Genomic DNA, 25,977 nt, shown 5'->3' on the forward strand with positions numbered 1-25,977 from the left:
CTTACTCATTGCCTTTCTTGGGGGTGGGCGGCCTGTATCCGGCAGCCTTGGCCAGTTCACTGGCTGCCTTACGGCGCTCGGCGCTGTAAGGTTCCCGGACGGACACACAGCGTTTGGGAACGAGAAAGGTCTGGCGGTCCTTTTTCACAATCTGGTCCGGGTATTTCTCTGCCAGTCGCCGCAGCTTCTCCAGCAGCCGGGGGTCATGGGTATAGACCTCGGCGGTGGCTTCGGCCTGGTTGTAGAGGATGATGGTTTCCTGTTCATAGCGTGAGAGCTTCATCGTTTGCCACCTTTCTGCTGGTCAAACTCCAGCTTGAAGTTGGCGTACTGCCCATCATCCGCCAACACCACAGTGGCATCGTAGGTCTTGCCGGTTTTCTCGGAGTACAAGCCCCTCACATGAGCGCGGCCATCTTTGAGCAGTGCCGTTACGATGGCTTTGGTAGGTTGCTTGTGCTTCATCTCCCACCACTTGTTGTTTTTCCAAATTGCAAATTTGCAAGATTCTGTCTGACAGAAGAAGCCTTTTTGCATTTCTGCAACCTCTCCGCCACAGCGGGGGCATTTGCCCACCACTTCGTGGGAAGGGCTGAACAAATACTCCGTTCCCTTGATAGCTTGATAGGTTCCCACAAGTTCTTTGAGCATGGCACTAATCCCAGCCATGAAATCCTCCGGGGCCAGCTCGCCACGCTCGATCTCACCCAGCCGGTACTCCCACTCAGCAGTCAGAAGGGGCGATTGCAGCTGCTCCGGCAACACGGTGATAAGGGATACCGCGTCATGGGATGGCATGAGCTGCACGGTTTTCTTGCTCTTTTTGCGCTCCAAAAAGCCGGTGGAAACCAGCTTTTCCAGAATCCCGGCGCGGGTGGCCGGGGTCCCCAGGCCCTTGCGCTCGGCATCCTCCGGCATATCGTCCTTCCCGGCAGTCTCCATTGCGGAGAGTAGCGTATCTTCGGTGAAGTGCTTGGGCGGGGTGGTCTTGCCCTCCTTGACGGTAGCACCAGAAAGGGGCAGCGTCTGACCTTCAGACAGCTCAGGCAGAGCCTTGTCCTCGGGTTCTTTGTCCTGCTCCACATTCTTCAGCCCTGCGCGATAGGCAGCGTCCAGCGCCCGCCAGCCGTAATTTTTCACTGTGCGGCCTTTGGCAGTAAACTCCGCTCCGGCGCACTCGACAACAACGGCGGTTTCCGCAAAGGTATAGGGCTGGGCCACGGCGCACAGCAGGCGCAGAGCCACCAACTCCAGCACCGCCTTTTCGCCCACCGGCAGGCCGGACAGGTCCGCGCCCTGGAGGTTGCGGGTAGGGATCACTGCATGATGGTCGGTCACTTTCTTGTCGTTGACAATCTGGGCGGCATTGCAGGCAATCTCCATGCCATTGGAAAAGGGCATCGCCCCGGCAGTGAGCTGGACCAGCTCCGGTAGACTCGCCGCCATATCCGAAGTCAGATAGCGGCTGTCCGTCCGAGGGTAGGTACAGAGCTTCTTTTCATACAAATTTTGCAGGTAGTCCAGGGTTTGCTGGGCGGTGAACCCCAGCAGCCGGTTGGCGTCCCGTTGGAGGGTGGTCAGGTCATAGAGGGCGGGCGGCTTCTCGGATTTGTTTTTGCGCCCCACTTTTTTCACTGTGGCAGCCGCACCTTGGCAGGCCGTTTTCAGCTGTTGGGCGGCAGCCTTGTCTGCCATGCGCTCCCCGGAAACGGTGAAACCGGGCAGCTCCAGTGTGACCGTGTAGAATGGCACCGGCTTGAAGGTGTCGATCTCGGCTTCTCGCTGGACAATGAGGGCCAGCGTCGGGGACATGACACGTCCGATGTTGAGGGTCCGGTGGTACAGCACGGAAAACAGCCGGGTGGCATTGATACCCACCAGCCAGTCCGCTTTGGCGCGGCAGAGGGCCGCATCCCGCAGGCCGTCATAGTCTGCACCGGGGCGCAGGTTTGCAAAGCCCTCCCGGATGGCGGAATCCTCCATTGAGGAAATCCAGAGCCGCTTCATGGGCTTCTGGCAGCCCGCCAGCTCATAGACGCTGCGGAAGATCAGCTCCCCCTCGCGTCCGGCGTCGCAGGCGTTTACCACTTCGGTCACATCCGGGGCGTTCATCAGCTGCTTCAGCACATCAAACTGTTTCTTCTTGTCCTTGCTCACCACCATCTGCCAGGGTTCCGGCAGAATGGGCAGATCGTCATAGCGCCACTTGGCGTAGTCCGGGTTATAAGCGTCGGCGTCGGCCAGACCAGCCAGATGGCCCACACACCAGCTGACCCGCCAGCCGCCGCCCTCCAGATAGCCGTCCTTGCGGGCGGTGGCCCCAATCACGGCGGCCAGACTTTGGGCAACGGACGGTTTCTCAGCGATCACCAGCTTCATGGTTTTTCATCCTCCTTTCCCGCAGCCATGCGGTCAGCTGCCGGTGGCAGAATCCCACGCAGGGCTGACCGTCACGGTAATTTCCGCAGCCATAACAGGGGTGGCCGGGAGATAAAGTAGGAGGACGGGAAGTTTCCTTCCCGCCCTCCGGCCTGCGTGTCATCATGCGTTCATAGGGGCTGTCGGTGAAGCGGGTCAAACCGTCTTGTCCTCGCTTTCCTCGTCGCCGCCCCCGTCAGCGTCCGGCTCGTCAGATTCCTCGGTCTCCCAGGAGTCCTCGTCCTCCTGATCGGTATCATCCTCGCCGTAGTCATAATCGTCCAAATTGTCGTTGCCCTTGGTCTTGGGTCTGCTTTTTACCAGCTTAAAGTAGGCAAAAGCGCCGCCGCCACCCATCAGAGCCAGCACCGCCAAAAGAATGGCCGGATTCAGTCCTGCGGGTTTCTGCGCCGGTTCTTCCGGTTCCGGGGTTTCTTCCGGGGTCTCCGGTTCCGGCTCCTTACCCGTGCAGGCGCTCATATTGGTGGCACACACCGGGCAGGCCGTATTCACCGCACCGGCCACACATTTCTCCGTACAGGTACAGGTGGCGGGCTGCTCCTGGGTGGTCTGACCGTCCTCCATCAGCGCCATCAGGTCCGCCTCGTCCACCTGGTTTAAGAAGTGGACAGCGGTTTCCTTGTCCTCGTTGGCCCGGTCAATGAGGATGTAGAAGTAGTTGCCTGCCTTGGTGGTGACGGTGATGAGCTGCTTGTTGTCGCCGAAATCATCCACCAGGGCGGCGTTGCCATCCGGGGTCAGGGCCGGACTGTCCTCGGTTTCCTCCACGACCACATTGCTGTCGTTGGTGGCATCCTCCGCCGGAAGTTCTTCCGTTCCCTGGGCAAAGGCAGTCACGGAAAGGCCCATCATCAGCACCAGGGCGGCGCAGAGGGCCGAAAGGGTTTTGAAAATTTTCTTATTCTTCATGGTCGGTATCCTCCTGTTCGTTGTAGTTGGCGGAGGCAGCGGCCATGCCAGGGACCGTACCACCGGAGAGCATGGCGTTCAGCTGCTCCGGGGTCAGCCGCAGGGCGCGCACCATCTGAACGATTTCCAGGTTCTCCGCCTCGGTTTTCTGCGCCTCCAGGGTTTTCAGCTTGTCCTGGTACTCCGCGATCTTCTCGCGGACCTTGGCAATCTCCTGGTCAATGCGCTGGATTTTGTTCTTAGCCATTTCAATCACTCCTTTTCTCATAAATCGGCCTTACCAGTTCATCAGGCCGTAGCCCTTGATGCACTCGTAGGACAGGGAATAACTCTTGATCTTGCAGGCGTCGCCAGAATTGCCCTCCACGGTGTAGACCCGGCTGCCGTCTGTGCCGACCACAAGGCCCACATGGTCGGCGCTGCCATCCAGGTCCCAGTCAAAGAAGATGGCGTCGCCGGGGGCGATATTGGCGTAATCACGCCCGCCCCATTGTCCGTGAGACTGGAACCACGGAATACCCTGGGACTGGCAGGCGGCAAAGCGCGGCTCGGACAGCCCCATCTGGCCGTAGCACCAGGACACGAAGCAGGCGCACCATTCCACACGGGAATTGAAGCCGTACCAGCTCCAGTAGGGCTGACCGCCCACATTGCCCACCTGACTTTTGGCTATGTCCACCACGGCCTGATTGCCGGGGCGGGTGCCGTTGACGAATACCACGCCGGTCAGGTCCTCGGAGTTGCTCGTATCCGGGGAGCCGCCGCCGAAGATCAGCGGCTTGTTGCCCAGCGTCTGCCGGTACACCTGGTACATTTCCAGCTGTTCCGGGGTTAGCAGCTCCGAAGCCACGGAAGATATGGGCTTGCTGGTGAGCTTCACATTCAGAATGTAATACTCATACGGGACTTCCTCGGTGGTCGTCTCGCCGGTCACGGAGTCCGTGGAAGTTTCGGTGCGGTATCGTATCTCCACTTCCTCGGTAAGCGTCAGTTCATACTGTGCGTCGAACACGCGCTCCAGCTCGGCCTGGGCGCTCTGCCGGGTATAGCCTTGCAGCACGGCGGACAGGTAGGCTGCCAGCTCATGGGGGTCATGCCCGATCATATCCAGGTCATAGCGGTACTCGTCATACCCCGGATGGCTGCTTTCGATGTTGTCGATCTCGGCTTGCAGCGCCGTTTCTTTGGCAGCGTAGTCGGCCTCCACCGCCACCAGCTCAGGATCATCCGACGGGTAGGTGGTGCCGGACACCACGGAACCGATACTCTGCGCCATCATGGAGCAGGAGGACATGGTGTTGAGCAGCATACAGACCAGCAGGAAGATCGCACCCGCAATCAAAAAGCCCTTTTTGTGGCGCATGACAAACGCGCCCGCTTGCTGGGCTTTCTCCTTGACCGCCTTGGCCGCCATGCCGGTGGCCTCCGCAGTCTTGGCGGTGTTCCCGACAGCTTGACCGGCGCGCTTGGCGGCAGCGTATTCCTTTTTGATGGCCTGTTTCTGCTGCCAGCGGGAGATGGGGTTGCTGGCAAGCTGGGGATTTTCCCGCAGGGACTTCTGATACAAGGCGTTCACATTGGCCTTCTCCAGCTTCTGCTCGGCCTGGGCCGCCTTGCGGTAGGGCTTCAACTTGTGGCTGCGGTAGCCTTCCCGTGCAAGCCTAACGCCGGTCTCGGCAGCCTCCTCGGACTTGTGGGCGCTCTCCACGCCCACATTGTCCTGTTCGGTCTCCCGGATTTCCTTGTGGAGCTTCCCCAGAGCGGCATTGGCGGGGGTATCCCGCACCGCATGGGACAATTTGGAGGGCGGCTTCTTCTTGTCCTCCAGCACCAGCTTGGTGGTCACTTTGCCGGTCTCCGGGTCCACCGTCTTTTGCCGGACCTGCTTTTTGGGGATTTTGGCCTGCGCCTTGTCTGCTTTGGCGGCGGCCTTGTCCGCCTTACGGATGGGCTTCTCCAGAGCCGGGTCAGCCCGTTCCTCGTCCGTAAAGCGCAGGCGCGGTTCCTTATTCAAACCATTCCCCCAACATGAGGGAGGCCGTCATGTAGCGCAGCTCCACATAGACGGCCAGCCCCACAGGGTCACGGGAGGGGTGCTGAAGCAGATGGGCGTAGATCTGCGCCACCACATTGGCCAGCAGCTCGGACTGCCCGCCCTCGAAGATGACGATGGCCGGGACGCCGTTCATGGCGCACCAGATTTCCGTCAGGCGCAGCAGGCCCGCTTCGCCGTCCTCGTTCAGCTCCGCAGCCTGATCCGCCGCCGTGCGGGTCTCGCTGACGGCATCGGCCAGCTCGGTGAGCAGCTGGGTGCGCTCACCCTCCAGGGCATCGTCAAAAAACATCATGGTATTCAGTTCGGTGTTGGGTTTCATGGTCATTCATCCTCCTTTTTCAGTTCCTGGGGTTTGGTGGTCATAATGCGGTACAGCTCGGTGTTCTTGGGGAAATGGTCCACGAAAGGCAGGATCGTGGAGCCATAGAACAGCAGGCCCTCGCCCTCGCTGGAGTGGGTCACATAGGAAAGCTGGTGAGGGGAAATGCCCAGCTGCTTGGCGAGAATCTGCCGGTCCCCGCCCGCCTGGTTGAGCATATACACGAAGTCGGAGTTCTCAAAGATGTTCTCCACCTCGCGGGAAGAAAGCAAGTCTTTGACATTCTGCGTGATGCCGGTGGGGATGCCGCCCCATTTTCTGAACCGCTTCCAAATCTCCACCGTGTAGGCGGCGGTCTGTTCCTCTTTCAGCAGCAGGTGCATCTCGTCGATGTAGTAACGGGTGGATTTGTGGGCAGTACGGTTGATGGTAACGCGGTTCCACACTTGGTCCTGGACCACCAGCATACCGATCTTTTTCAGCTGCTTGCCCAGCTCCTTGATGTCGTAGCAGACGATACGGTTGTTGATGTCCACATTGCTCTGATGGTTAAACACATTGAGGGAGCCGGTCACATAGATTTCCAGCGCCGTGGCGATGTACTGCGCCTCTTTCTCGTCCTGCGCCCGCAGCAGGTTGTAGAGGTCCTCCAGGATGGGCATATTCTCCGGGCGGGGGTCATTGAGATAGTCCTGATACACCAGCCGCACACAGCGGTCAATGATGGTTTTCTGAACCGGCTGCAAGCCCTCTTTGCCGCCTACGATCAGCTCGCACAGAGACAGGATGAAGTCGGACTTGAGAGACAGCGGACTTTCATCGTCCGAGTAGTCCAGGTTCAAATCCATAGGGTTAATGTAATTGCTGCTGGTGGGCGAAATCTTGATGACCTGCCCATGCAGGCGCTCCACCAAGGGCGCGTACTCGGCCTCCGGGTCGCAGATAATGATGTCATCATTGGTGAGCAGGAAACAGTTGGCGATCTCGCGCTTGGCGCTGAAGGACTTGCCGGAACCAGGGGTGCCGAGAATCAGTCCATTGGGGTTTTTCAGCAGCTTGCGGTCCACCATGATGAGGTTGTTGGACAGGGCGTTGATACCGTAGTACAGCGCCTCTTTGCCGTTCTGGAAAAGCTCCTGGGTGGTGAACGGAACAAAGATAGCCGTGGAACTGGTGGTCAGCCCCCGCTGAATCTCGATCTGATTGAGGCCCAAGGGCAGCGCAGACATCAGCCCTTCTTCCTGCTGGAAGTCAAGCCTTGTCAGCTGGCAGTTGTACTTCTGTGCGATGGAACTGGCCTGGAACACATTGTTGCCCAGCTGCCGGGGATTGTCCGCCGTGTTCAGCACCAGGAAGGTCACAAGGAACATTCGCTCGTTTCGGCTCTGCAAATCCTGCAAGAGCTTCTTGGCCTCGGCACCGTAGGTGGCAAGGTCGGAGGGAATGATGTCCATGTCATATCCGGCGCGGACGGCTTTTTTCTGTTCCTCAATTTTGGATTTATCCAGGTCGGTGATTTTCCGCTTGACCGTCTTGATGGCCTTGATCTGATCTACGGACTGGATATGCAGGCTGACGATCAGAGAGCTTTCCATATCCAGAAAATCCGCCAGCATCCGGTCATTCAGCTCCGGGGCGAGGATCTGCAAAAAAGAAACAGCCCCGTATTTTTTACCCATACGGAACTGTTTGCCGGTGCGGAACTCGAAGCCGGACGGCGCGATGAAATCCTTGGTGGACAGACCGGACGGAGCCAGCCAGTCCCATTCAAAGCGGAACGGCACCTGTTCATCCATGTGGAAAATGCCGTGAAGCTGTGCCAGCCGCGCCTTGCCGTCCAGGGTCTCGGCGGCCACGCCCAGGCGTTTGAAGTTGTTGAGAATGTCGGTCTCAATGCGCTCCAGACGGGGCTTGGCGGCCTTGAGGCTGTCGGCGTCGATGCCGAAAGTCAGGTACTTGGTCTTGATAAGACCGTTGTTGCCTCTTGCCAGCTGGTTTTGCAGCATGGTGGTGTACTCCACCCGGATGCTGTCAAAATCATCCCCCTGGAGAGGAATGTTGATGGCGCGGGCAAAGGTCTCCTCAGAGGCTGCCAGGTTCAAAAAGGACAGCTGGAACTGAATGGAGCTGTCGAAGTAGTTGAGGAAATCGCACCAGCCCTCGAAGATCGCTGTCTTGTCCTCGTTCTGCGAGAGCTGATAGTTGATGTCCTGGAATTGGATGGTCTTTGTGTAGCGGCTGCCTGCCACACGGCAGATGCCGTCCGGCCACATCCGTTCATAGGGGATACTGTCCTGAGCCGATTTTTTCTTTTTGTCTGTGCGATTGGCACGGGCAATGGCAGCCTCGATCTGCTTTCTGTCGGCGCGGGACAGCTTTTTCATCTTTTTCTGATTAACCGGCTGCGCGGTCTTTTCGTCTTTTCCGAACAGCCGGTGCAGCCAGCTTTTGATTACCGTGAACAATGTCATACACCTCCTTGTCGAGTTTTTCCTGCCGTTCCAAAACGGCATAGAAGTTGTTGGTCTGATACGGGCGCTCCTTGGGCCGGATGACGGCCACCTTGATGATATTGCCCACGATCTTTTCCAGGGGCTGACCGTGTTTTTCATACATCGCCAGCATGAAGAAGGGCAGCATGACCAGCATCATACACATGGCAGCCACGCTGTTTCCCACAGGCCCCCGGAGCAGGAAGAAAAGCGGTACGCCGATCAGCGCACCGCCGCCGAAGCAGACAAGCTGCCTCTTGGTTAAGTTGAACGCGACCTTGGTTTTGACTTTCGTAAGATCCTTGGGTACAGGTACATAAGCCAAAGGGATTACCTCCTTCCTGGTTAATGTGCATTGAAAACGGATTTTGCGAGGCTGCCGGTCTTAAAGAGCGTAAAGCACAACAGGACCGTATAGCCCACGCAGCTCCAGATGGCCATAATGATGTCGGATTCGGTGGCAATACTCTGCACCAGCACGGCGTAGATCGCCACACAGACGATGATGAGAAATGCCTGGAAGCCCAGGGCGATCAACGAGCGCAGATAGTTCTGGCCCATACCGCCCCATTCCTTGCCCATCATGGTGGCCATAGGGATGGGAGCCACCGAGGTCACAAGGTAAATCTCAATCATACGGCCATAAATCACGATAAAGATACAAATGTAAAGCGCCCACATGGTAATGCCGATAAAGAGCGACTGGAACCACAGGCCGAACAGCGGCCCCAGGTCCATATCCATCAGCCGGGACTCCATATCGGTCATGACAGAGGAGATGTCGATGGAAGCGTCGGAACCGATGATGCCCGCCGCCTGCGCCACCACACTTTGAGCTGCGTCAAACACGCCCATCACGATGTTCCAGGTGTTTGAGACGATGAGGATGGCAGCGGCAGATTTGAACACCCATTTGAAGATCATCCAGGTGTCCACATCATGCAGGTTGTTCTTGTCGGTAATCATCTGAATCAGCTCCAGCGTCATCACGATAGCCAGGATCACGCCAGCAATCGGCACCATGATGGAGTTGGAGAGATTTTGGATCATGCTGAAAATACTCCCGTTCCAGCCCTGAGGGGTCTGGCCCACCTGTGTCGCAATGTCTGCGACCTGCTGGTTCACGCTATCGAACATCCCCGATAAGTTGCTCATAATGCCGCCTACCAACATTTCCTTGAGCCAGTCAGTAAGGGCATCGAGTAAGAAATCCATACGGTGTCAACCTCCTTTCAGCCGCCCCCGCTTGGGGGCAGGGGCGGCAAGGATTTCTTATGACAGCTTAACGACGGGAGCGATCAGACGGTGAACAGGCTGGAGAGCAGGGGTACGAGGACCATGCCGACCACGGCGACGCCAGCGCCAGCCATGAGCTGCTTCATGCCCTGGGACTTTGCTTATGTGCGATAAAGAAGTAATAGAAGTGTAAAAAATTTTGCCGTTCCTATCCGGCACAAAGGGCTGTGTCGGATGGGTCGGGCGTTAGGCTTCGGGCAAGTCAATCTTGCCGACAAAGCTGTAATAAATCTCAATGTCCTGCCTGCGGGTGCCGTCCTCGTCATAGCTGCACTCATGCACGACGATTTTTTCAATCATTTCCCGCAAGAGGGTGGGGGTAAGTTCCTCAAAGGCAAGGTGCTTTCGGACGATACCCATAAACTTTTCCGCGTTGACGGTGGCGGCCTGCGACTTGTCCAGTTCGGCCTGCAAAGCGGCGGCGCGGTCTTTCAGTTCCCGCTGCTCCTGCTCATAGTCTGCCGACAGTTCCATGAAACGCTCGTCGCTGATTTTGCCGTTCACATTGTCCTCATACAGCCGCTTGATAATGCGGCTCACTTCGGCAATGCGCTCCTGTGCCTGTTCAAGCTGCTTGGTGGCTGCGGCGGTCTTTCTCTTGCCGCCGATTTCATTCTGCTGGATAAGCAGCTTCACAAAGCGGCTCTCGTGCTTGGCGGCGTATTCGGTCACTTGCCGGAGATTGGAGAGGACACCGGCGGTCAACAGGTCGGTGCGGATAAAGTGCGCCGTACAGTCGCGGGTGCGCTTCTTGTAGCTGCCGCAGATGTAACAGTCCTGCTTGCGGGTTTTGTTCTGATACCGCTGCTGGTACATCACATGACCGCAGTCGGCGCAGAACAGCATACCGGAGAACAGCCCCACTTCATCATAGCGGTTCGGGCGTTTGCGCTGCTTGCGTAACTCCTGCACGCGCTCCCATGTTTCCCGGTCTATGATAGGCTCATGGTGGTTCTCAAAAATGGCCTGCTTCTCTACGGGGTTCTCTACACTGTGCTTGACCTTGTAAGAGGGCTTCTCCGTCTTGAAGTTTACCAGACAGCCGGTGTACTCCCGGTTTTCGAGGATATGAACAACGGTGTTCGTCGCCCATTTGCACTCATAGCCGGGGTGGTAGCGGCGGGTGCTGCCCGTCCTGCGGTATTCCAGCGTTCCCGGCGTAGGGATTTGCTGCTCCGTAAGCATACGGGCAATCTTGGTCGGGCCATTCCCGGCAAGGCAAAGCTGGTATATCTGCTGGACAACCGGCGCGGTTTCCTCGTCAACGAGATAGTTCTCGTCCTCGTCCATGAGATAGCCATAGACCGGCTTGCTGGTAACGGGCTTGCCGCTCATGCCTTTTGCTCGTTTTACTGCTTTGATTTTCTTGCTCGTATCTCTCACCAGCCATTCGTTGAACAGATTTCGCAGAGGGGTAAAATCGTTGTCCATGCCGCCGTTTGCGCTGTCCACATTGTCGTTGACAGCGATAAAACGCACTCCCTTTTGAGGGAACAGCATTTCCGTGTAAAACCCTACCTGCAAGTAGTTTCGCCCTAACCGGCTCATGTCCTTGACGATGACCGTACCCACTTTCCCGGCTTCAATGTCTGCAAGCATGGCTTGAAAACCGGGGCGCTGGAAGTTCGCGCCGGAAAAGCCGTCGTCGGTGTACCAGCGCAGGTTGGTAAAGCCATTCTGTTTTGCAAAGGCTTCGAGTATCCTTTTTTGGTTCGATATGGAATTACTCTCACCTTGCAATTCGTCCTCATGGGACAATCTCGGATAAAGGGCGGTAATGAGGTTTTGGGTGGCTTGTCTTAACATAAAATCCTCCGTTTCCGACAGCCAGCCCCACTATTCCGTAGCTTTATTGTACCACGGAATAGCGGGGGCTGTATAGCGGCAAAAGTGTAAAATCAGCTTCTTTATGGTTTGTCAAATTGCCGGTTTTTGTGTAGCAGCGGCTTCCGCTTCCAGTACCCGCGCCATTTTGTCGGCGGCGGTGGTCGTGGTGTCTTTCTTGAAATAGCCGGACACGACAAGGACGGAATTGCCCATGCGGATTTCCGTCACGCAGTCGGGGCGGCGGGCGGTGCGGGTGTCGTGCTGCTTGTTATCTGTCATAGGCAATACTCCTTTCAGTCGGTAATCAGTTTCTTCATGCTCTCCATTTTCCGCTGCGCGGCTTCCTGCCGGAAGTTGTCGCCGGTAAAGCGTACCGGGACGCACATGGAAAGCAGGCGGTCATAAATCCGGGAATGGGCGGTGTCCTCCGGGTTCCGCAGGTCGTCCAGCGTGAGGTTGGTCGTGACGATCAGCGGCTTGCCGCTGCGGTAACGGCTGTCAATCACATTGAAAACCTGTTCCAGCCCGTACTCGGTGCCGCGCTCCATGCCGAAGTCGTCAATGATAAGCAGCGGATAGCGGCAAAGGCGGGAAATGTACTCGTTGCGGTTCTCAAAGCTGGCGGCAAGGTCGTTGAGGATAAGGGCAAAATTCGTCATGTGGACGGGGATTTCTTTCTCCATAAGGGCGTTTGCGATACAGCCCGCAAGGTAGCTTTTCCCGGTTCCCACGCCGCCCCAGAACAGGCAGCCGATATTGTCGGCTCGCATATCCTCCCAGTGTTCCACATACCGGCGGGCAATCCCGGCCTGCGGGTTCCTGCCGTTGTCGTTCTCAAAAGTCCAGTCCCGCATGGTGGGGTCGGTAAAGCCCCGGCGTTTCAGTTCCTCCACGGTGTCAAAGTGCCTGCGCCGCTTCTCGGCGGCCTCCCGTTCCTCGCGGGCGGCTCTCTGGCAGTCGCACTCTGCCGGGTGGCGGTCGCGGCCAAAGATAGCGGCCTTATCCGGCGCAAAATAGGCTTCTTTCGGCTTGCGGCACCTGCCGCAGTACAGTAAACCGTCCTCGCCGGTGTAGTCCTCCGGCTCCGGGGTGGCAGTCGTCATATTCTCCAAAACAGCGTTGATTTCGTTCTTCATAAACTCTCGCCCTCCTTGCATGAGTAGTCAGGGATGCCCTTTTTCGGGGCGCCCTTTTTGTCGTTCCCCGCCCATATCCGAAGGGCGGCGGCATAGTTCTGGTAGCTTTTCCCGCTGGCGGCAAGGTAGCGGCTCATTTCCTCGATGAACCGTTCCAGCCTGTCGGGGTACTCTGCCTGCAACTCGTCGTATTCGGTCTTTGACAGAAAAATATTCTGGTATCGGCCATAGGGTGCGGGCGGCTCCCCACTCGCTCCCATTGTTTGGCTCTCTGTAAGGTTGTTTATAGTAGTTTGGTTAGGGGACGGTTTTCCGACCATCATAAGGTCGGTTTTCTGACCATCAGTAGGTCGGTTTTCCGGCTCTGTGAGGGTCGGTTTTCCGGCCATCAGTTGGTCGGAAAACTGTACCTGTGGCACACGTGGCACTTTCACATATAGCCGGTTCGGTGCGGAGAAGCCGCCCCGTTCCCGTTCCAGCAGCCCCGCCGTGTCCAGTTCATTCAGCGCCCCCTTTATGGTGGTGCTGCCTTTATCCAGTATTTCGGCTATCTCCGCGATGGGATAGATAATATAAATCCTGCCCTCGCCGTCCTGCCACTTGTTCTTCTGGGAGAGGGTGGAGCGGTCTAACAGCAGCGCATAGAGCAGCTTGGCGGTCTGGGAAATCTCCATTTTCAGCAGGAAACGGGGATAGGGCAGATAGGCGGGCAGCTTCGTGTCTGCCATGATATAATCAGCGATAGGATCACCTCCCTGTGTTCGGGTTGATTTTGGCGGTTTGTACGCATTTAGGACGGCGTTTCCGGGGGAAAAGGATAAATGTATCGCGTACCCTTTGACACCCACGAAAAAAGCCTTGATTTATGCGGGTTTGAAAGGCTCTAAAGCGTGACATTTCTGCCTTTGTTTCCGCTTTCGCTCGGCGGCTTTGATTTTCTTCATGCGTCCGGCGCAGCCGGGGCAGTATTTTCCCCGGTTGGATTTGGGGACAAAGGCCGCGCCGCAGACGGCGCACCGTTTCCGGCTCCCCCGGTACAAGAGGGCTGCGGCCAGCTCCCCGTCAAGGGGCAGGACAGCCACACGGAACCAGCGGCACATGAGGGAAAAGGAAATGCTCTGGACGCATACGCAAGGCTCCCCGTCGTCCAACAGCAGGCAGTTCCCCTCGTCGTAGTTACAGCACTCATGCACCAGCCGCCGCGCCCGCCGGTGCTGGCGGTAGTCCATTCTCGGCAGCTTATCGCTCATGGCTCTGCTCCTTTCTGCGGTGCGGCTCGCTCCGGCGCAAAATCTGGTCGATGTTCCGCTTGACGGTCTGCAACTCCGTGTACCGCTGCTTCTGTTCGTGGTAGGTGTTATACAGGCTGGATTTCTTGGAAACAAGCTGCTCGATCTCGTCCTGCAACGCTTTCCGGGCGGGCAGCTTGGTAATGCCATGCTCCCGGAAATACCGGGCGGCTGCGTCGGCTATGATAAAATCGCTCTCATGTGCCTGCCGGTATGCGGCGCGGGCTTTCTCGGATTTCTGCGCTTTCAGCCCGTCGCGGGCGGGCTTGGTCTTGGCGTAGGCAAGTACCTGCCGCTGCAACTCCTTTTTCCCTTGCAGCTTCGTTTCCAGTGCTTTCAGCTTGCCGCTGGTCTGGCGCATTTCCTGATAGGCGGTATCAACGGCGGCTTCCAACTGCTCCGGGGAAGTGAAGCCGTATTCCTGATACACATTCAGCGTCGCGGCCATTTGTTTGAGGTTGTGCATGGTCGCCCAGCGTTCATAGCCCCGGCCTTTGCCCTCGGCTTTCTTCTGCTCAATGTCCACAAGCCGCTGCACACCGTCCTGTTTCGGGGCGGTTTGAGGGGCTTTTGTGGGCTGTATGCCGGTTTTCCCACGCCGGGGGTATTCGAGTATGGCCGCGGCCTTTTCTGTGGCTCTGGCGGCGTTCTGCTCCAAAACGGCAAGGACAGCGGCGCGGTCAAAGTCGTCACCCAGCTTCCGGGCGGTAATGGGCTTTGTCCTGTCCGGCGTAAGGTAGGAAAGCCGCCCCCGGCTCTCCTTGACGGCCACGCCCTCCCGCAGCAGCAGAGAGGAAAAGTCCTCGAATGAGGCCGCTGTAGACAGCGCGGCGCGTATGGTCTGCCGCAGCTTCTCCTTGTTCGTTTCAAACTTGGTCTGCCGGGGCGTGATACCGCCTGCAATCATGGGGGCGTTCTGCCTGTCCAGTGCGGCCTGTCCCTTTTTCTGCGCCCAATACTCCCGGTCTGTGACGCGGTTCTTGCTGCCGTTCAAGAGGTCGATTTGGTAAAGCCCCTCCCGGTGGCACATCTCCATGACTTCGGACTTGAAGTAGCGCAAGGCCGCGTCGGTACAGCGGTGCTTGCAACCGGCTTTCGTGTCGGCTGGCCTGTCCATGTAGGGCAGGAACGGCACTTCCTCAATCCGCAGGCTGTTAATGACGATATGCACATGGATATTTCCGCTGTGGTTATGCCCGTCCGGGTGGGTGCATACAAGGGCTTGGTGGCCGGGGAAATGCTCGGCGCAAAACTTCTCGCCCAACTCCTGCGCCCGGTCTACGGTCAAGCCGTTGTCCGGGCCGTCCCGTGGGTCAAAGCTGATGATATAGTGGTGGCTTTTCACATCTTCCCGCCGCTGGTTCTTCTCATAGCGGAGATTTGCTCGCATACAGGCAACGGCAAAATCCTCCCCGCCGCAGTTCAGCGTGGACAGCCGGTAGTCCTCGCGGGGGATAAGCCTGCCGGTTTCATCAAGGACGGGTTTCATGGTAAACTCGTCATGCTCAAAAAGCAGGTATTGCTCGGCGGCTCCGTAGTCGGCGTTTTTAGAGTTGATATGCTTGAGTGTTGCCAACTGCGTCACCTACTTTCTTGAGGACTTCATACTTGAGGGCGGCAAGGTCGGCTATGGCGGCGCGTACCTCACCGGACAGCGCATTGTAGGGCGCGCCGTACTCATTCAGATACCGGGCTATCTGGTTGAGGTTGCCGCCGATCCTGCCGTACTCGGCTGTGAGTTTCCCGACAGCGGAAAGCAGCTCGTCATTGACCGCTGACACATGGATAACGGGGCGTATGGCGGTGCGCCGTATCGCCTGCCGGAGAAATTCGGACTGGCTGATACCATAGGGCGCAAGCCGCGCTGTGAAGTCGGCGTATTCTTCTTCGGACAGCCGGGTTTTCACAACGCGGCTGCGGTGGGGCGTGTTGTATTTCTTTCGCATGGTCGTGACCTCCTTTCTTGCCGCATGAGCGCGGCGGGGATAAGCGGCGCAAGCCGCAAAGCAGGGTTTGGGGAAGGCACTCCCCAACAAGTTTCCCGCGAGGGGCAAAACCGCAGAATTGCGGATTTTGGCACCGTGGTAGAAACTTGCTCTCCGTGACTGCAAACTTTCTCTCACTTCCGTCCGCCACTTTTTTGGAAAACTGCAACCACAAAAGTTTGTTTCTCTTTTTCTGCTACTACTAATCCTGTAAAGGGCATTCCTGCCCGCTTTCGCTAAAATGACACCGGACGCAGTGGTTTCTACCCGGTGTTGGAGAAATCCTTTCTCTTTGCCCTCTACTACGGGTAAATGCTCCAAATGCCAAACACCAGGGCAGAAAAATTCCCTCCTCGCTTACTACTACAACCGGCAGGGGGCAAAATGGCCGGGAGCGGAGCCGGACAACAAAAAAAGCAGTAAATCTTTTTCAAGACTTACTGCTTTCGCTGGCCGCGTCGGTGGCGGCTGGTATTCAGTTTTTATGACTTGTCCGGTGGTTCGTCAAGCCGGAACTTGAATTGACAGTCAATTAACCGCTGCTTTACATAGTCCTCCACCTCGGCGTTGACCTGCCCGTTCACTTTTGAGAAATAGCGGATATATCCGGCGTAGTGGAGCAGGACAGCGTTCACGGCTTCTGGGTCGCCCTCACGGGCTTTGAGGATTGTTTCATAGGGGAGAAGTCTACTCATACCGGCTCACCCCCATTTCTTCGCGTAGCCGCTGCAAGGCAAGCTGGATATGCCGCCCCGCTGTGCTGCGTGACCGGCCAATACACGCGCCGATCACGCGCTGCGGCTGGCGCAGAAAGTAATAGCGCAGGATTTCTTCCCGCGTCTGCTCCGGCAAAACAGAGATCGCGTCGGCAAGGGCGGCGTTGCAGAGCAGGACGGTCTGACCGCAGACGGTAAATGGGTATTCCTCGTCCGGCTCCGACGCGGCAAACTGGACAAACTTCTCGTTCATCAGATAGTCAAGGGAAACTTGCCGTTCCCATTGCCGTTTAAGCTTCAAAATCTTGTCCAAGGCGGCACAGCGGATAACAGTCTTGCAAAAGGCGTTGTACCTGCGCTGGATATATTCTTGATAGGCTATCTGGTCGGTCATGGAAATTCCCCTTTCTGAATAATAGTGCGGGGCGGTGGCACTTCTTGCTGTCGCCCCTTGATTGCCTACCAGCAAAGGCGGGCGGGGCTGTCAACGGCTGCGCATATGCGCCGTTCATCTTGACCGTTGACTGGCTCGGCTGGGTTTGCTATTTACCCGACAAACTTGAATTTATTTTAAGCTATCACGTTTTACCTTCTTAAGCCTTACTATCATTACCATAGGAATTTCTTTGTTGGTTTTAAAACATTCTTCATAAAATCCATCAATGACAAATCCAGCTCTAAAACAAAGGTTAAAAATATCTTGTATGGAACGATGATAATAAATCTGCTCTTTCGGTTGCCCTTCAATCGCTATATCATAGTAACTGTGCGGTGTCATATATTTTTCAGTCAACGTGACAAAACAAGGGTGTTGCGTTGCAAAGACAAAAATTCCGCTTTCCTGCAACAGTTCATAAACAGCCATAAGAAGTGGTTCAATATCCGTAATATCCATAATTGCCATATTAGAAACTGCTTTCGTAAAGGCTCGATTTCTTTTTAATTCTAATATACTTTTTCTATCGGTCGCATCCGCCACACAAAATTCAATTTGTTTTGCATATTGTGATTGCCGTCTTTTAGCCAATTCTATCATTTTTTTGCTGTAATCAAAAGCGACAACCGAAGCGCCTCTTTGTGCAAGATACGAAGAATAATTTCCATTGCCACACGCAATATCCAAAATGTAATCCGCAGGATTAGGAGATAGAAGTTCCGTTACTTTGGGACGCACTACCTCTCTGTGAAATTCATTAGATTCGTCACCCATTGCATTATCCCAAAATTGTGCGTTCTCCTCCCAGATTTTTTTACTTTCCTCTGTTCCCATGTTCTCTCCCACTCCCCAAATTTGCTTTTTTGCTTCCATTAAATCTTCCTTACTATATTCCATTGTTACCCTCCATAACTTCTGATTGTTGCCGTCTTGACGATTATGTATCTTTACATTACCTTCTGAAACATATGGCGCACCTTGTCCAGGCGGCTGTTTGGACGGCGGGGCTGGATGACCGGCTGACCGACAGCGGCCTGATACCCTTTCAGTTCTGTAAGGCATACGCTCTGCCCGTTGGTGTAAAAGGCCAGATCAGTACGGTATGCCTGTATACAGCGGGCGGGAATCTCGCCAGTAAAGACAACTTCATCCTTTTTTACCTGGACCGTTTCGATGGTGGCACAGTATTTCGGTGCATCATGATAAGCCCTGGAAAGATATTCCCGGGGCGCATAGAGGGTGAAGGAGAGATAAGGTTCCAGCAGTTGCGTCCCTGATTCCTTCAATGCCTGTTCCAATACAATCGGGGCCAATGAGCGGAAGTCCGCCGGCGTGCTGACCGGACTGTAATAAAGCCCGTATTCAAAGCAAATCTTACAGTCCGTTACGTTCCAGCCGAACAAGCCCTGCTCCAGCCCGTAACGGATACCATCCCTGACAGCGTTTTGAAAACTCTGGTTCAAGTATCCCAGCGAAACCCGGCTCTCGTATTGTACACCGGAGCCAAGCGGGAGTGGTGTAACAGACAGTCCGATGGATGCCCAAAACGGGTTGGGCGGCACCTCGATATGGATGGTGTGGCTGGCTGCTTTGAGCGGCCGCTCCATATAAATGACGGTGGGTTCCTTTACCACTGTTTCAAGCTTGTATTTTTCCGACAGCAAAGCGGAAACAACCTCCAACTGCACCCGGCCCAAAAAAGAAAGAATGATCTCATGGGTGATGGAATCCACCTCGCAGCGCAAAAGCGGGTCAGTATCCGCAAGTTGCGTAAGAGCGTCCAGTAGCCGTTCTCTTTGCGCTGCCGTTTTCGGCGCAATCGACGTCCGCAGCATGGGGAGGGGGTCCTCACGCCACCTTTTACGAGGGAGCCGGGTTGGGTCCCCTAATACATCGTTTAACCTCACGCTGTCGCTGGGAAGGATAACAATTTCACCCGGATAAGCGGTGTCTGTCCGAACAATTTCCCCTTTGGATGGAATACGCATCTCTGTGATTTTCAGCTTTTCTCTCCCGGCCAGGGCCACCGTATCCCGCAGGCGCAGCGTTCCGCTGTATAGCCGTAGATAGACACGCCGCTGGCCGCAATCTGTATACTCCACCTTGAAAACGCTGCCGCATAGGGCGGCGCTCCCCTGTTCCCCAATCGGTTGGAACAGCCCTGTCACCGCATCCATCAACGGTTGAATGCCAAGGCCCTTTTTGGCGCTGCCATAATAGACCGGGAACAGGGAGGCGTCTTGAACCCGCCGCTGTTCCTCCCGCACAAGTTTTTCCCGGCTGATTGGTTCTCCTGCGATATACTTTTCCAATAATTTATCGTTATTTTCGATGACCGCATCCCATGCTTCTATGTCGGTATTTTCCTCCAGGACTATTTCCGGGGACAGCGACACCGTCTGCTTGATGATAATATCGGCGGAGAGCTTATCCCGAACAGACTGAACCACGCTCTGCAAATCAACGCCAGCCTGGTCGATCTTGTTGATAAAGATAACGGTGGGAATGTTCATTTTCCGCAGGGCATGGAACAGAATACGGGTCTGGGCCTGCACGCCATCTTTAGCGGAGATCACCAAGATGGCCCCATCTAAAACAGCCAAAGAGCGGTACACCTCCGCCAAAAAATCCATGTGGCCGGGCGTATCCACAATGTTGACTTTACATCTGTGCCACTGGAAGGAAGTGACTGCCGCTTGAATGGTAATCCCACGCTGCCGCTCCAAAAACATGGTGTCCGTCCTCGTTGTCCCTTTTTCGACGCTCCCCGGTTCTGAAATGGCTCCGCTGGCATATAGCAGGCTCTCCGTCAAGGTCGTCTTTCCAGCGTCTACATGGGCAAGAATTCCAATATTGATTATTTTCATGTGATTGTCCTCCCTTTACTGCCCCGAAGGGCATAAAAATCCCCAGCAGTAAAATACTTTTACCACTGGGGATTATAAGTTGCGGACATACACATATACAGCATACACCTGTTTGTGATTGCTGTTTTTGGGGATATGTCAAAATTGATAAGGCAAAAGTATTCTTAAATTGGGTACAAAAAACTAAGCCCCTACAAAAGGAGCTATCATAATCCTTTGTTCCCACTATTTGATTATAGTTTTATTTAAGAATACCTTGCCGCATATTTTTTACTCCTTTTCTGGATTAAATCATTGTATCACATCAGTTTTAGGAAAGCAAGTACCTAAAAGAAATTTTTCTTCCCCTTATATGTAACAATCATACCGGCTTCCTAGCGTTCAGAATGTTTTCTGCTGTCTGCTGTGGTGTTTGGTTGGAATTGTCCAACCAAAAGCCGATCCGTGGTGTTGTCTGCATTTTACTAAATACAAATTCAATGTATACAGAAAGATATAAGGAGTGGGAGGGATTCCGCCGTAGTTGGCATTGTAGGAAAATCCAAAAGTTTAGATTTTCCCACAATGCTTATCTTTTGGTCTTTGGTTCGGAATAGTGTAGTGCTGGCGGTCTATCTCTTGTTTTCGGTTGCTTGCTTCCTTACCGTACATGAGCATTCGCGCCGGGGTTGTCGTTGCCATAACCTTCCAGCAGGTTGATGACACCCCACACGCCGAGACCGGCACCGAGGGCGATAACGAGGGTCTGGAGAACGGTGATTGCCTGATTAAAAAATTCCATAAATAAAGTTGGCCGGAATCAGTTTGAAAAGTTTGATTTAGTCATGGTTCATAGGCATACAAAAGCCGGACAATCCGCCGCCCGGTTTCCGGGCTGGCTGACTCCGGCCTTCCTCCTTTTTTCATTATTTTAATAGAGATCGTCCGCTTTGTACGCCGATGGCCCCTTCGGGGCGGTTGTGGCGGGTAGATAGGACCCCTCCTTTCACAGCGGAACATCATTCGCCAGCTGCGGCGTCGATCTCATACACGTCGCAGACCTGGTTGGGTTTGAGCTTCAGCCGGGCCTTGAGGTAGCCTTCGATGTCAAAGGCGTTCTTCGGGTCGGCGTCAGCGGTGTACTTGTAGTTGGGGTGCTGGGTGATGTCGTACTTATCCGACAAAAACGGCCGCACCCCGCGCAGCTGGAGGATGCACTTGCCGCCGTCCATAACGGCCAGCTCATCCTGGCTCATCAGCGCCTTGCCCAATTTTTGATAGTTGAGCGAGTGGGAAGTCTCCCGCCCCCGGCTCTCGCCGGTGTTGTAGGTGTCGATGGTCTCCTTGCCCAGCACGGCGGCCAGCTCCTTGAGGGTTGTCGGCTCTTTGCCGCCCAGGAAGATGGAGGTATCCATGTTGCCGATGATGGTATCGGCGTTGTCCTTGTAGATAGCTTTGAGCTGGGACTGTGCTTGCAGCACCAGGCAGGCGGAAATCTCACGGCTTCGGATGGTGGCAACCAGCTTTTCCAGCCGAGGGATCTGTCCAATATTGGCGGCCTCGTCAATGAGGCACCGCACATGGACCGGCAGCCGCCCGCCGTACACATCGTCCGCTTTTTCGCAGAGCAGATTGAACAGCTGGGTGTAGCACATGGAGATCAGGAAGTTAAAGCTATCGTCCGTGTCGCTCATAATCAAGAACAAGGCGGTTTTCCGGTCTCCCAGGGTATCCAGCTCCAGCTCGTCGTAGGCCGTGACCTCCCGCAGCTCCGCGATGTCGAACACGGCAAGGCGCGCACCGCAGGAAATCAGGATGGATTTTGCGGTTTTGCCCGCAGCCAGCTTGTACTTTTTGTACTGACGGACGGCGAAGTGGTTGGGCTTCTCTGCCTCCAGCGCGTCAAACATCAGGTCCACGGGGTTCTTGAACTCCTCGTCATCCTCCCGGACCTCCATCGCGTTGATGAACTCGATGAGGGTGGAGAAATTCTGTTCCTCCACCGGGGCCTCGTAGTGGATATACCCAATGAGGGCGCAGTACAAAAGCGTCTCGGCCTTAACCCAAAAATCGTCCCCGGCCTTGCCCTCGCCCTTGGTGTTGGCGATCAGCGTCGTGACCAGTTTCAAGATGTCCTTTTCGGAGTGGATGTAGGCAAAGGGATTATAGTGCATGGACTTCTTGAAGTTGATGGTATTGAGGACTTTGATCCGATAAGGCTCATAGATGTCCTTGCCGTGCTTATCCTTCATGGGCTTGCCGTCCTTGCCCAGCTTGGGTGTGCCGCGCTGAAGCATTTTGCCGCACTCCACCAGGATGGTGCCTTTTGGGTCTGTCACCACATAGGAGCTGTGCATCTGCATCAGGTTCGGTTTCAGCCAGAAGCGGGTCTTGCCGGAACCGGAGCCACCGATCACCAGCACATTTTTGTTTCTGGCGGTCTTGGGGTCCTTGGGGCGGCTGTTCATGGTCAGGCTCTCGGTTTTAGTCAGAATCACATTGTTCTGGAACACCGGGTCGATGTAGGGTGCGATGTCCTCATGGGTGCCCCATGAAGCGTTTTGTCAAGTGCTTTTTTGAGTTATTGACGCAAATTCTTGTGAAAGTGCGAAAGTGCAAAGTGCAAAGGGTCTGCGTTTTGCACTTTCAGCTTGCGGGTTCGGGCGGCTGCTTCTTCTTGATGAAGTTATACCATTGACCGCCGACACGCCTTGCGCCCAAAATGCTGCCCATGTTGCGCTTGGCGTTCTGTACCGTCCTCTCGGATATTCCGGCTTCGGCTGCGGCCTTTACAATGTCCTCGCTGGCAAGCTCTTTCCCGTCTGCAAGCAGGTCAAGTATCAGCTTCTCGGCTTGTTCGGTCTTGGTGGCGGTGTTCCCGCCCGCGCCGGATAGCAGCTCGTCGGCGGTTATGTCGTATTCGCCTATCCATGAAAAGCCTGTTTCCGGGTCAAGGCAAAAGGCAACGGGCTTGCCCTCCGGCGCCAGGGAAGATTTGTCATGGACGATAACACGCACATTTGGCTCCCGCTTCACGCGCCCGATCAGCAGGACGCTACGGGCGGCGGCTCGAAAGTCGATAGAACCTAAGCCCCGGTAGGCGCTCTGTCCTCCGGCGGCTTTATTCAAGTGTCCGATAAGGATAACGGCGCACCCGGTACGCTCGGCAACATCGGCAAGGCGGCGGAACATGGGGCGCACTTCGTTTGCCCTGTTCATATCGGTCTTTTCGCCCATATACGCCTGTATGGGGTCAAGGATTATCAGCCGCGCCCCGTTCTGTGTGATTGCCTTTTCTATGCGCTCGTCGGAAAGGGTAAGCTCCTGCTTGGCTTCGTCAATGACTAGAACGCGGTCAAGGTCGGCTTCGGCTTCTATCAAGCGGGGCTTGACGGTATCGCCCAGCCCGTCCTCGGCTGTCTGGTAAATCACTTGAAACGGCGGCAGGGGCTTCATGCCCGGCAGCGTTCCCCCTGTGGTGCAGGCGGCGGCAAGGCGTAGGGCAAAGGTGGTCTTGCCCTCGCCGGGGTTGCCTTGCACAATGGTTACTTTCCCAAAGGGGATATACGGCTCCCATAACCATTCAACGGTCTGTGTGTCAACCTCGCTCATGCGGATAATCTCGACGGTTTCTTCCTGCGGCGGCTCTTTCAAGCCGTAAACCGCTTCCCGGATATACTTCCCGTCTGTGATTTCTGCCCGGTGCTGCAATACCTCGTTCCAGTCCTTAAACAGCGGCACAAGGCGGTGGACGGTATATCCCTCCGGCACAAGCTCCGCAAGGCGGCTGCAAGCGTCGTTTCCGGCTTGGTCGCTGTCAAGGCAGAGGTAAACGGTCTTGATATTCGGACGGTCAGAGAGGAAACGCAACAGGGCTTTTTCTCCCACGCCGCCCAATGACAAATAGCTCTGTTTCTGCCATGCCTTTTTGAACAGGCAGAGGAAAGAGATCAGGTCAATGGGTGCTTCAAAGACAAACAATCTTTCGCCCTCGCCCCGGTAGCAGAAATTAAAGGCTTTGTCGCTGCCTTTCACATCGAGCCGGAAGTTTCCCGCCGTTCCCTTGCTGTGGGCGTAGCGCGGTATTCCGTCCTCGTCCCGCCCCACAAATACGGCGTTGTGGTGGGCTGCGTCCTCGTAAATATCGCCGCGGGCAAAGAAAAAGCCCGTCACATCTTCATCAATGCGGCGGGCTGCTGTGAGGTAGTTCCTCGCTATTCTGTTGTCGCTGTTTGGGGGCGGTAGCCGGAAGTCGGATAGGGACGCCGGGCAAGGTCTGTCCGGCGGTGGTGCGGCTCCCTTTTCCCCTGTGAGAAGTTCCACGGCTTCGGTGAAGCTCTTTCCGAAAAACTCCATGACAAAATCAACGGGGCCGCCGCCCTTGCTCTGGCTGTGGCGATACCACTTGTTGCCCCGGACGGTCAGGCTGTCATGCCGTTTCCAGCGGTATTCATTCCCGGCGCGGGTAAGCTGCTCGCCCTGTGATTGCAGGAAAGAAACAAGGTCGGCTTGGTTTGCCCGGTCTATCTGTTCTTGGGTGTAGTACAAAAATCTCAACTCCTTTCATCGTTCTAAGTCGTGCCGCTTGGTGCGGGTCTGCTCCGGCTGGTCGGCTTTCAGCGCAATATCAACGCACTTGCGGATATTGTGCAGCTCGGCAACCTCGGCGCGGGTTTCTTTGAGCTTGGTATATTCCGCTGTTCTCTGCCCGCTGAGAGTGGCGTACTCTTTTTCCCATTCAGAGATAGGCAAGGGTGGCTTTGTCCCTTTCGGCAGATTTGCATGGAGATAGCGGCTCGCTGCGTTCCATAGGGTAAGCTCGGCGCGGTGGGCTTCCTCGTACTTGTCGCGCTTATTCGTCCAGCCGTTTTTCAGCTTTTTCAGCTCGTCGTGAATGGGCTTGTACTCGGTGTAGTTCTTCCCGTATTCAATCAGCTTTTGCAGTTCTTTCATGCGCTTCTCGGCGGTTTTCATGCCCTCCCGGATAGCGTCGGCTTGGTCGCTGACAGAGGAAAGGGCAGCGTCCAGCTCGTCAAGGGTGGAAATGCCATGCTCGGAAAGATAGTTGACCGCCTTTGCAACGGTTTTCAGTTCGTCGGCGGTGTGCTGCCTTTGCCAACTCTGCGAATACTTCCGGCTCTTTTCTCTCTGAACGCTTAAATACTTCATCAGCAGATTTGCAAGGCCGGGGGATTGCGGGGGCTGCTCCGGGGCGGTTTCCCGCGCCTTGAACAGTTCGCCAATCCATTCTTTGAGCTTTCCAATCTGCGCCCGGATTTCCCGGATAAGGCGGTTTGCTTTTTGGATATTCCGGTTCAGCTCGCCTTTCTCGGTGGCTATGCCTTTCTTCTCCATTTGACAGGCCGCCACGCCCATGTGGACGGTGGGCAGCTCGTCAATGCCGCGCTCGGCGTTGCTGCGGTGGTCGATGCGCTCCGGGCTTCCGGCGCGTTCAAGGTAGGCGTTTGAAATATCCGCCCATGCCTTGCGCCATAAAAGCGCGTTGCCCTTGTCGTTCCAGCCGGTCAGGTCAACTTTGCGGGCCTTGTATTTGCCGCTTGGCAAGCGAATACGCTCGCCGTTTTCATCAAGGTCATATTCCTTTTTGGACTTCGCCGCCCATGCGCCGCGCTCGTCAAGGGGGCGCATGGTAAGCATGATATGACAATGGGGGTTGCCGCTGTCGGTGTCGTGAATGGCAAAATCAACGCACATTCCTCTTGAAACAAATTGAGAGGAACAGTATTCACGGACAAGCCGGATCTGTTCCTCTCTGGATAATTCTATGGGGAGTGCTGCGTCAATCTCTCTGGCAAGCTGGGCGTTCCCGGCTTTCTCGTAAAGCTCCACGCTGTTCCACAAGGTTGAACGGTCAGAGAAAGAGGGCGGGGCATGGGGCGGCAGTAGGATTTCCGTATGGACAACGCCGCGCTTGCGGGTGTAGTCATGGGTCATTCCGTCCCACTCGTTTGTGATTTTCTCGCCGCTTCGATAGGCGGCTGCGGCAACGGCTGACTTGCCTTTTCCTCGGCTCACAATGCCGATGTTACAATGGTAAATGGCTATGGGTATCACCTCCCGGATAGGATAACCAAACCCGCAAAAATGGTACAGACGCCAACGGCGGGTGTACTGTTTTTGTGGGTGTGCAGGGATAGCCGCGTAAGCGGCGCAAGGGGTGCAGCCCCTTGTTGCGGCAAAGCCGCCATATCGGAGCGCGGGGAAAGTTCC

The 25,977-nt window shown here is 55.6% G+C and carries 23 protein-coding genes and 3 pseudogenes; all 26 read right to left on the reverse strand.

Annotation, left to right across the window (positions count from 1 at the left end; genetic code table 11):
- Position 1 precedes the first annotated feature (1 nt).
- Positions 2–283: a hypothetical protein gene (locus tag ABGT73_RS09665; protein WP_002588923.1), complete on the reverse strand. Its 282-nt coding sequence runs from the start codon at positions 281–283 to the stop codon at positions 2–4.
- Positions 280–2,379: a type IA DNA topoisomerase gene (locus tag ABGT73_RS09670; protein WP_002588924.1), complete on the reverse strand. Its 2,100-nt coding sequence runs from the start codon at positions 2,377–2,379 to the stop codon at positions 280–282. The genes ABGT73_RS09665 and ABGT73_RS09670 overlap by 4 nt, the downstream gene beginning before the upstream one ends.
- Entirely contained in the window at positions 2,360–2,578 is a 219-nt protein-coding gene (locus ABGT73_RS09675) for a hypothetical protein (protein WP_038270835.1), read from the reverse strand. Before ABGT73_RS09675 ends, ABGT73_RS09670 begins: the two co-directional genes overlap by 20 nt.
- A complete protein-coding gene (locus ABGT73_RS09680) occupies positions 2,575–3,348 on the reverse strand; it encodes a DUF4366 domain-containing protein (RefSeq protein WP_002588925.1) in 774 nt (257 codons plus the stop codon). The genes ABGT73_RS09675 and ABGT73_RS09680 overlap by 4 nt, the downstream gene beginning before the upstream one ends.
- Positions 3,338–3,595: a DUF4315 family protein gene (locus ABGT73_RS09685; RefSeq protein ID WP_002588926.1), complete on the reverse strand. Its 258-nt coding sequence runs from the start codon at positions 3,593–3,595 to the stop codon at positions 3,338–3,340. The genes ABGT73_RS09680 and ABGT73_RS09685 overlap by 11 nt, the downstream gene beginning before the upstream one ends.
- Positions 3,596–3,625: 30 nt before the next feature.
- On the reverse strand, positions 3,626–5,362 hold the full coding sequence (locus tag ABGT73_RS09690) for a CHAP domain-containing protein (RefSeq protein WP_346669543.1): 1,737 nt from the start codon (positions 5,360–5,362) through the stop codon (positions 3,626–3,628).
- On the reverse strand, positions 5,355–5,723 hold the full coding sequence (locus ABGT73_RS09695) for a DUF3851 family protein (protein WP_002578787.1): 369 nt from the start codon (positions 5,721–5,723) through the stop codon (positions 5,355–5,357). Before ABGT73_RS09695 ends, ABGT73_RS09690 begins: the two co-directional genes overlap by 8 nt.
- Positions 5,724–5,725: 2 nt before the next feature.
- Positions 5,726–8,107: a VirB4-like conjugal transfer ATPase, CD1110 family gene (locus ABGT73_RS09700; protein ID WP_346670324.1), complete on the reverse strand. Its 2,382-nt coding sequence runs from the start codon at positions 8,105–8,107 to the stop codon at positions 5,726–5,728.
- A 10-nt stretch (positions 8,108–8,117) separates the two neighbouring features.
- Entirely contained in the window at positions 8,118–8,540 is a 423-nt protein-coding gene (locus ABGT73_RS09705; protein WP_002578789.1) for a PrgI family protein, read from the reverse strand.
- Positions 8,541–8,560: 20 nt separating this feature from the next.
- Positions 8,561–9,430, reverse strand: coding sequence for a VirB6/TrbL-like conjugal transfer protein, CD1112 family (locus ABGT73_RS09710; RefSeq protein WP_002578790.1), 870 nt, complete (start codon positions 9,428–9,430; stop codon positions 8,561–8,563).
- Positions 9,431–9,513: 83 nt separating this feature from the next.
- Positions 9,514–9,612 (reverse strand): annotated as a pseudogene (locus tag ABGT73_RS09715) (Maff2 family protein); the annotation flags it as partial.
- An 85-nt stretch (positions 9,613–9,697) separates the two neighbouring features.
- Positions 9,698–11,317, reverse strand: a complete 1,620-nt coding sequence (locus ABGT73_RS09720) for a recombinase family protein (protein ID WP_346669544.1) — start codon at positions 11,315–11,317, stop codon at positions 9,698–9,700.
- 111 nt (positions 11,318–11,428) lie between these two features.
- Complete coding sequence (locus tag ABGT73_RS09725; RefSeq protein ID WP_002571011.1) at positions 11,429–11,617, reverse strand: transposon-encoded TnpW family protein; 189 nt, start codon at positions 11,615–11,617, stop codon at positions 11,429–11,431.
- A gap of 14 nt (positions 11,618–11,631) precedes the next feature.
- Positions 11,632–12,474: an ATP-binding protein gene (locus tag ABGT73_RS09730; RefSeq protein ID WP_002571012.1), complete on the reverse strand. Its 843-nt coding sequence runs from the start codon at positions 12,472–12,474 to the stop codon at positions 11,632–11,634.
- On the reverse strand, positions 12,471–13,202 hold the full coding sequence (locus tag ABGT73_RS09735; RefSeq protein ID WP_346669545.1) for a replication initiator protein A: 732 nt from the start codon (positions 13,200–13,202) through the stop codon (positions 12,471–12,473). The genes ABGT73_RS09730 and ABGT73_RS09735 overlap by 4 nt, the downstream gene beginning before the upstream one ends.
- Before the next feature lie 135 nt (positions 13,203–13,337).
- Positions 13,338–13,724, reverse strand: coding sequence for a cysteine-rich VLP domain-containing protein (locus ABGT73_RS09740; protein WP_119189890.1), 387 nt, complete (start codon positions 13,722–13,724; stop codon positions 13,338–13,340).
- The gene (locus ABGT73_RS09745; RefSeq protein ID WP_119189889.1) at positions 13,714–15,339 is read right to left on the reverse strand and encodes a relaxase/mobilization nuclease domain-containing protein; all 1,626 of its coding nucleotides are present in this window, start codon (positions 15,337–15,339) and stop codon (positions 13,714–13,716) included. Before ABGT73_RS09745 ends, ABGT73_RS09740 begins: the two co-directional genes overlap by 11 nt.
- Positions 15,311–15,709, reverse strand: coding sequence for a plasmid mobilization protein (mobC, locus tag ABGT73_RS09750; RefSeq protein WP_072853772.1), 399 nt, complete (start codon positions 15,707–15,709; stop codon positions 15,311–15,313). The genes ABGT73_RS09745 and mobC overlap by 29 nt, the downstream gene beginning before the upstream one ends.
- Positions 15,710–16,230: 521 nt before the next feature.
- A complete protein-coding gene (locus tag ABGT73_RS09755; RefSeq protein ID WP_002586615.1) occupies positions 16,231–16,443 on the reverse strand; it encodes a helix-turn-helix domain-containing protein in 213 nt (70 codons plus the stop codon).
- A complete protein-coding gene (locus ABGT73_RS09760) occupies positions 16,436–16,858 on the reverse strand; it encodes a sigma-70 family RNA polymerase sigma factor (RefSeq protein WP_002586616.1) in 423 nt (140 codons plus the stop codon). The genes ABGT73_RS09755 and ABGT73_RS09760 overlap by 8 nt, the downstream gene beginning before the upstream one ends.
- A gap of 171 nt (positions 16,859–17,029) precedes the next feature.
- Positions 17,030–17,797: a class I SAM-dependent methyltransferase gene (locus ABGT73_RS09765; RefSeq protein ID WP_002586626.1), complete on the reverse strand. Its 768-nt coding sequence runs from the start codon at positions 17,795–17,797 to the stop codon at positions 17,030–17,032.
- Between the two features lie 50 nt (positions 17,798–17,847).
- A complete protein-coding gene (gene tet(W), locus ABGT73_RS09770; protein ID WP_033523205.1) occupies positions 17,848–19,767 on the reverse strand; it encodes a tetracycline resistance ribosomal protection protein Tet(W) in 1,920 nt (639 codons plus the stop codon).
- Positions 19,768–20,419: 652 nt separating this feature from the next.
- A pseudogene (locus ABGT73_RS09775) lies at positions 20,420–20,548 on the reverse strand (Maff2 family protein); the annotation flags it as partial.
- Positions 20,549–20,765: 217 nt separating this feature from the next.
- Positions 20,766–22,298: pseudogene (locus ABGT73_RS09780) on the reverse strand (type IV secretory system conjugative DNA transfer family protein); the annotation flags it as partial.
- A 94-nt stretch (positions 22,299–22,392) separates the two neighbouring features.
- Positions 22,393–24,294 (reverse strand): AAA family ATPase, encoded by a 1,902-nt coding sequence (locus ABGT73_RS09785; protein WP_346669546.1) that lies wholly within the window; start codon positions 24,292–24,294, stop codon positions 22,393–22,395.
- A 15-nt stretch (positions 24,295–24,309) separates the two neighbouring features.
- Positions 24,310–25,812, reverse strand: coding sequence for a MobQ family relaxase (gene mobQ / locus ABGT73_RS09790; protein WP_346670325.1), 1,503 nt, complete (start codon positions 25,810–25,812; stop codon positions 24,310–24,312).
- Positions 25,813–25,977 lie beyond the last annotated feature (165 nt).

It is taken from the genome of uncultured Subdoligranulum sp., assembly GCF_963931595.1.
Lineage (GTDB): Bacteria > Bacillota > Clostridia > Oscillospirales > Ruminococcaceae > Gemmiger.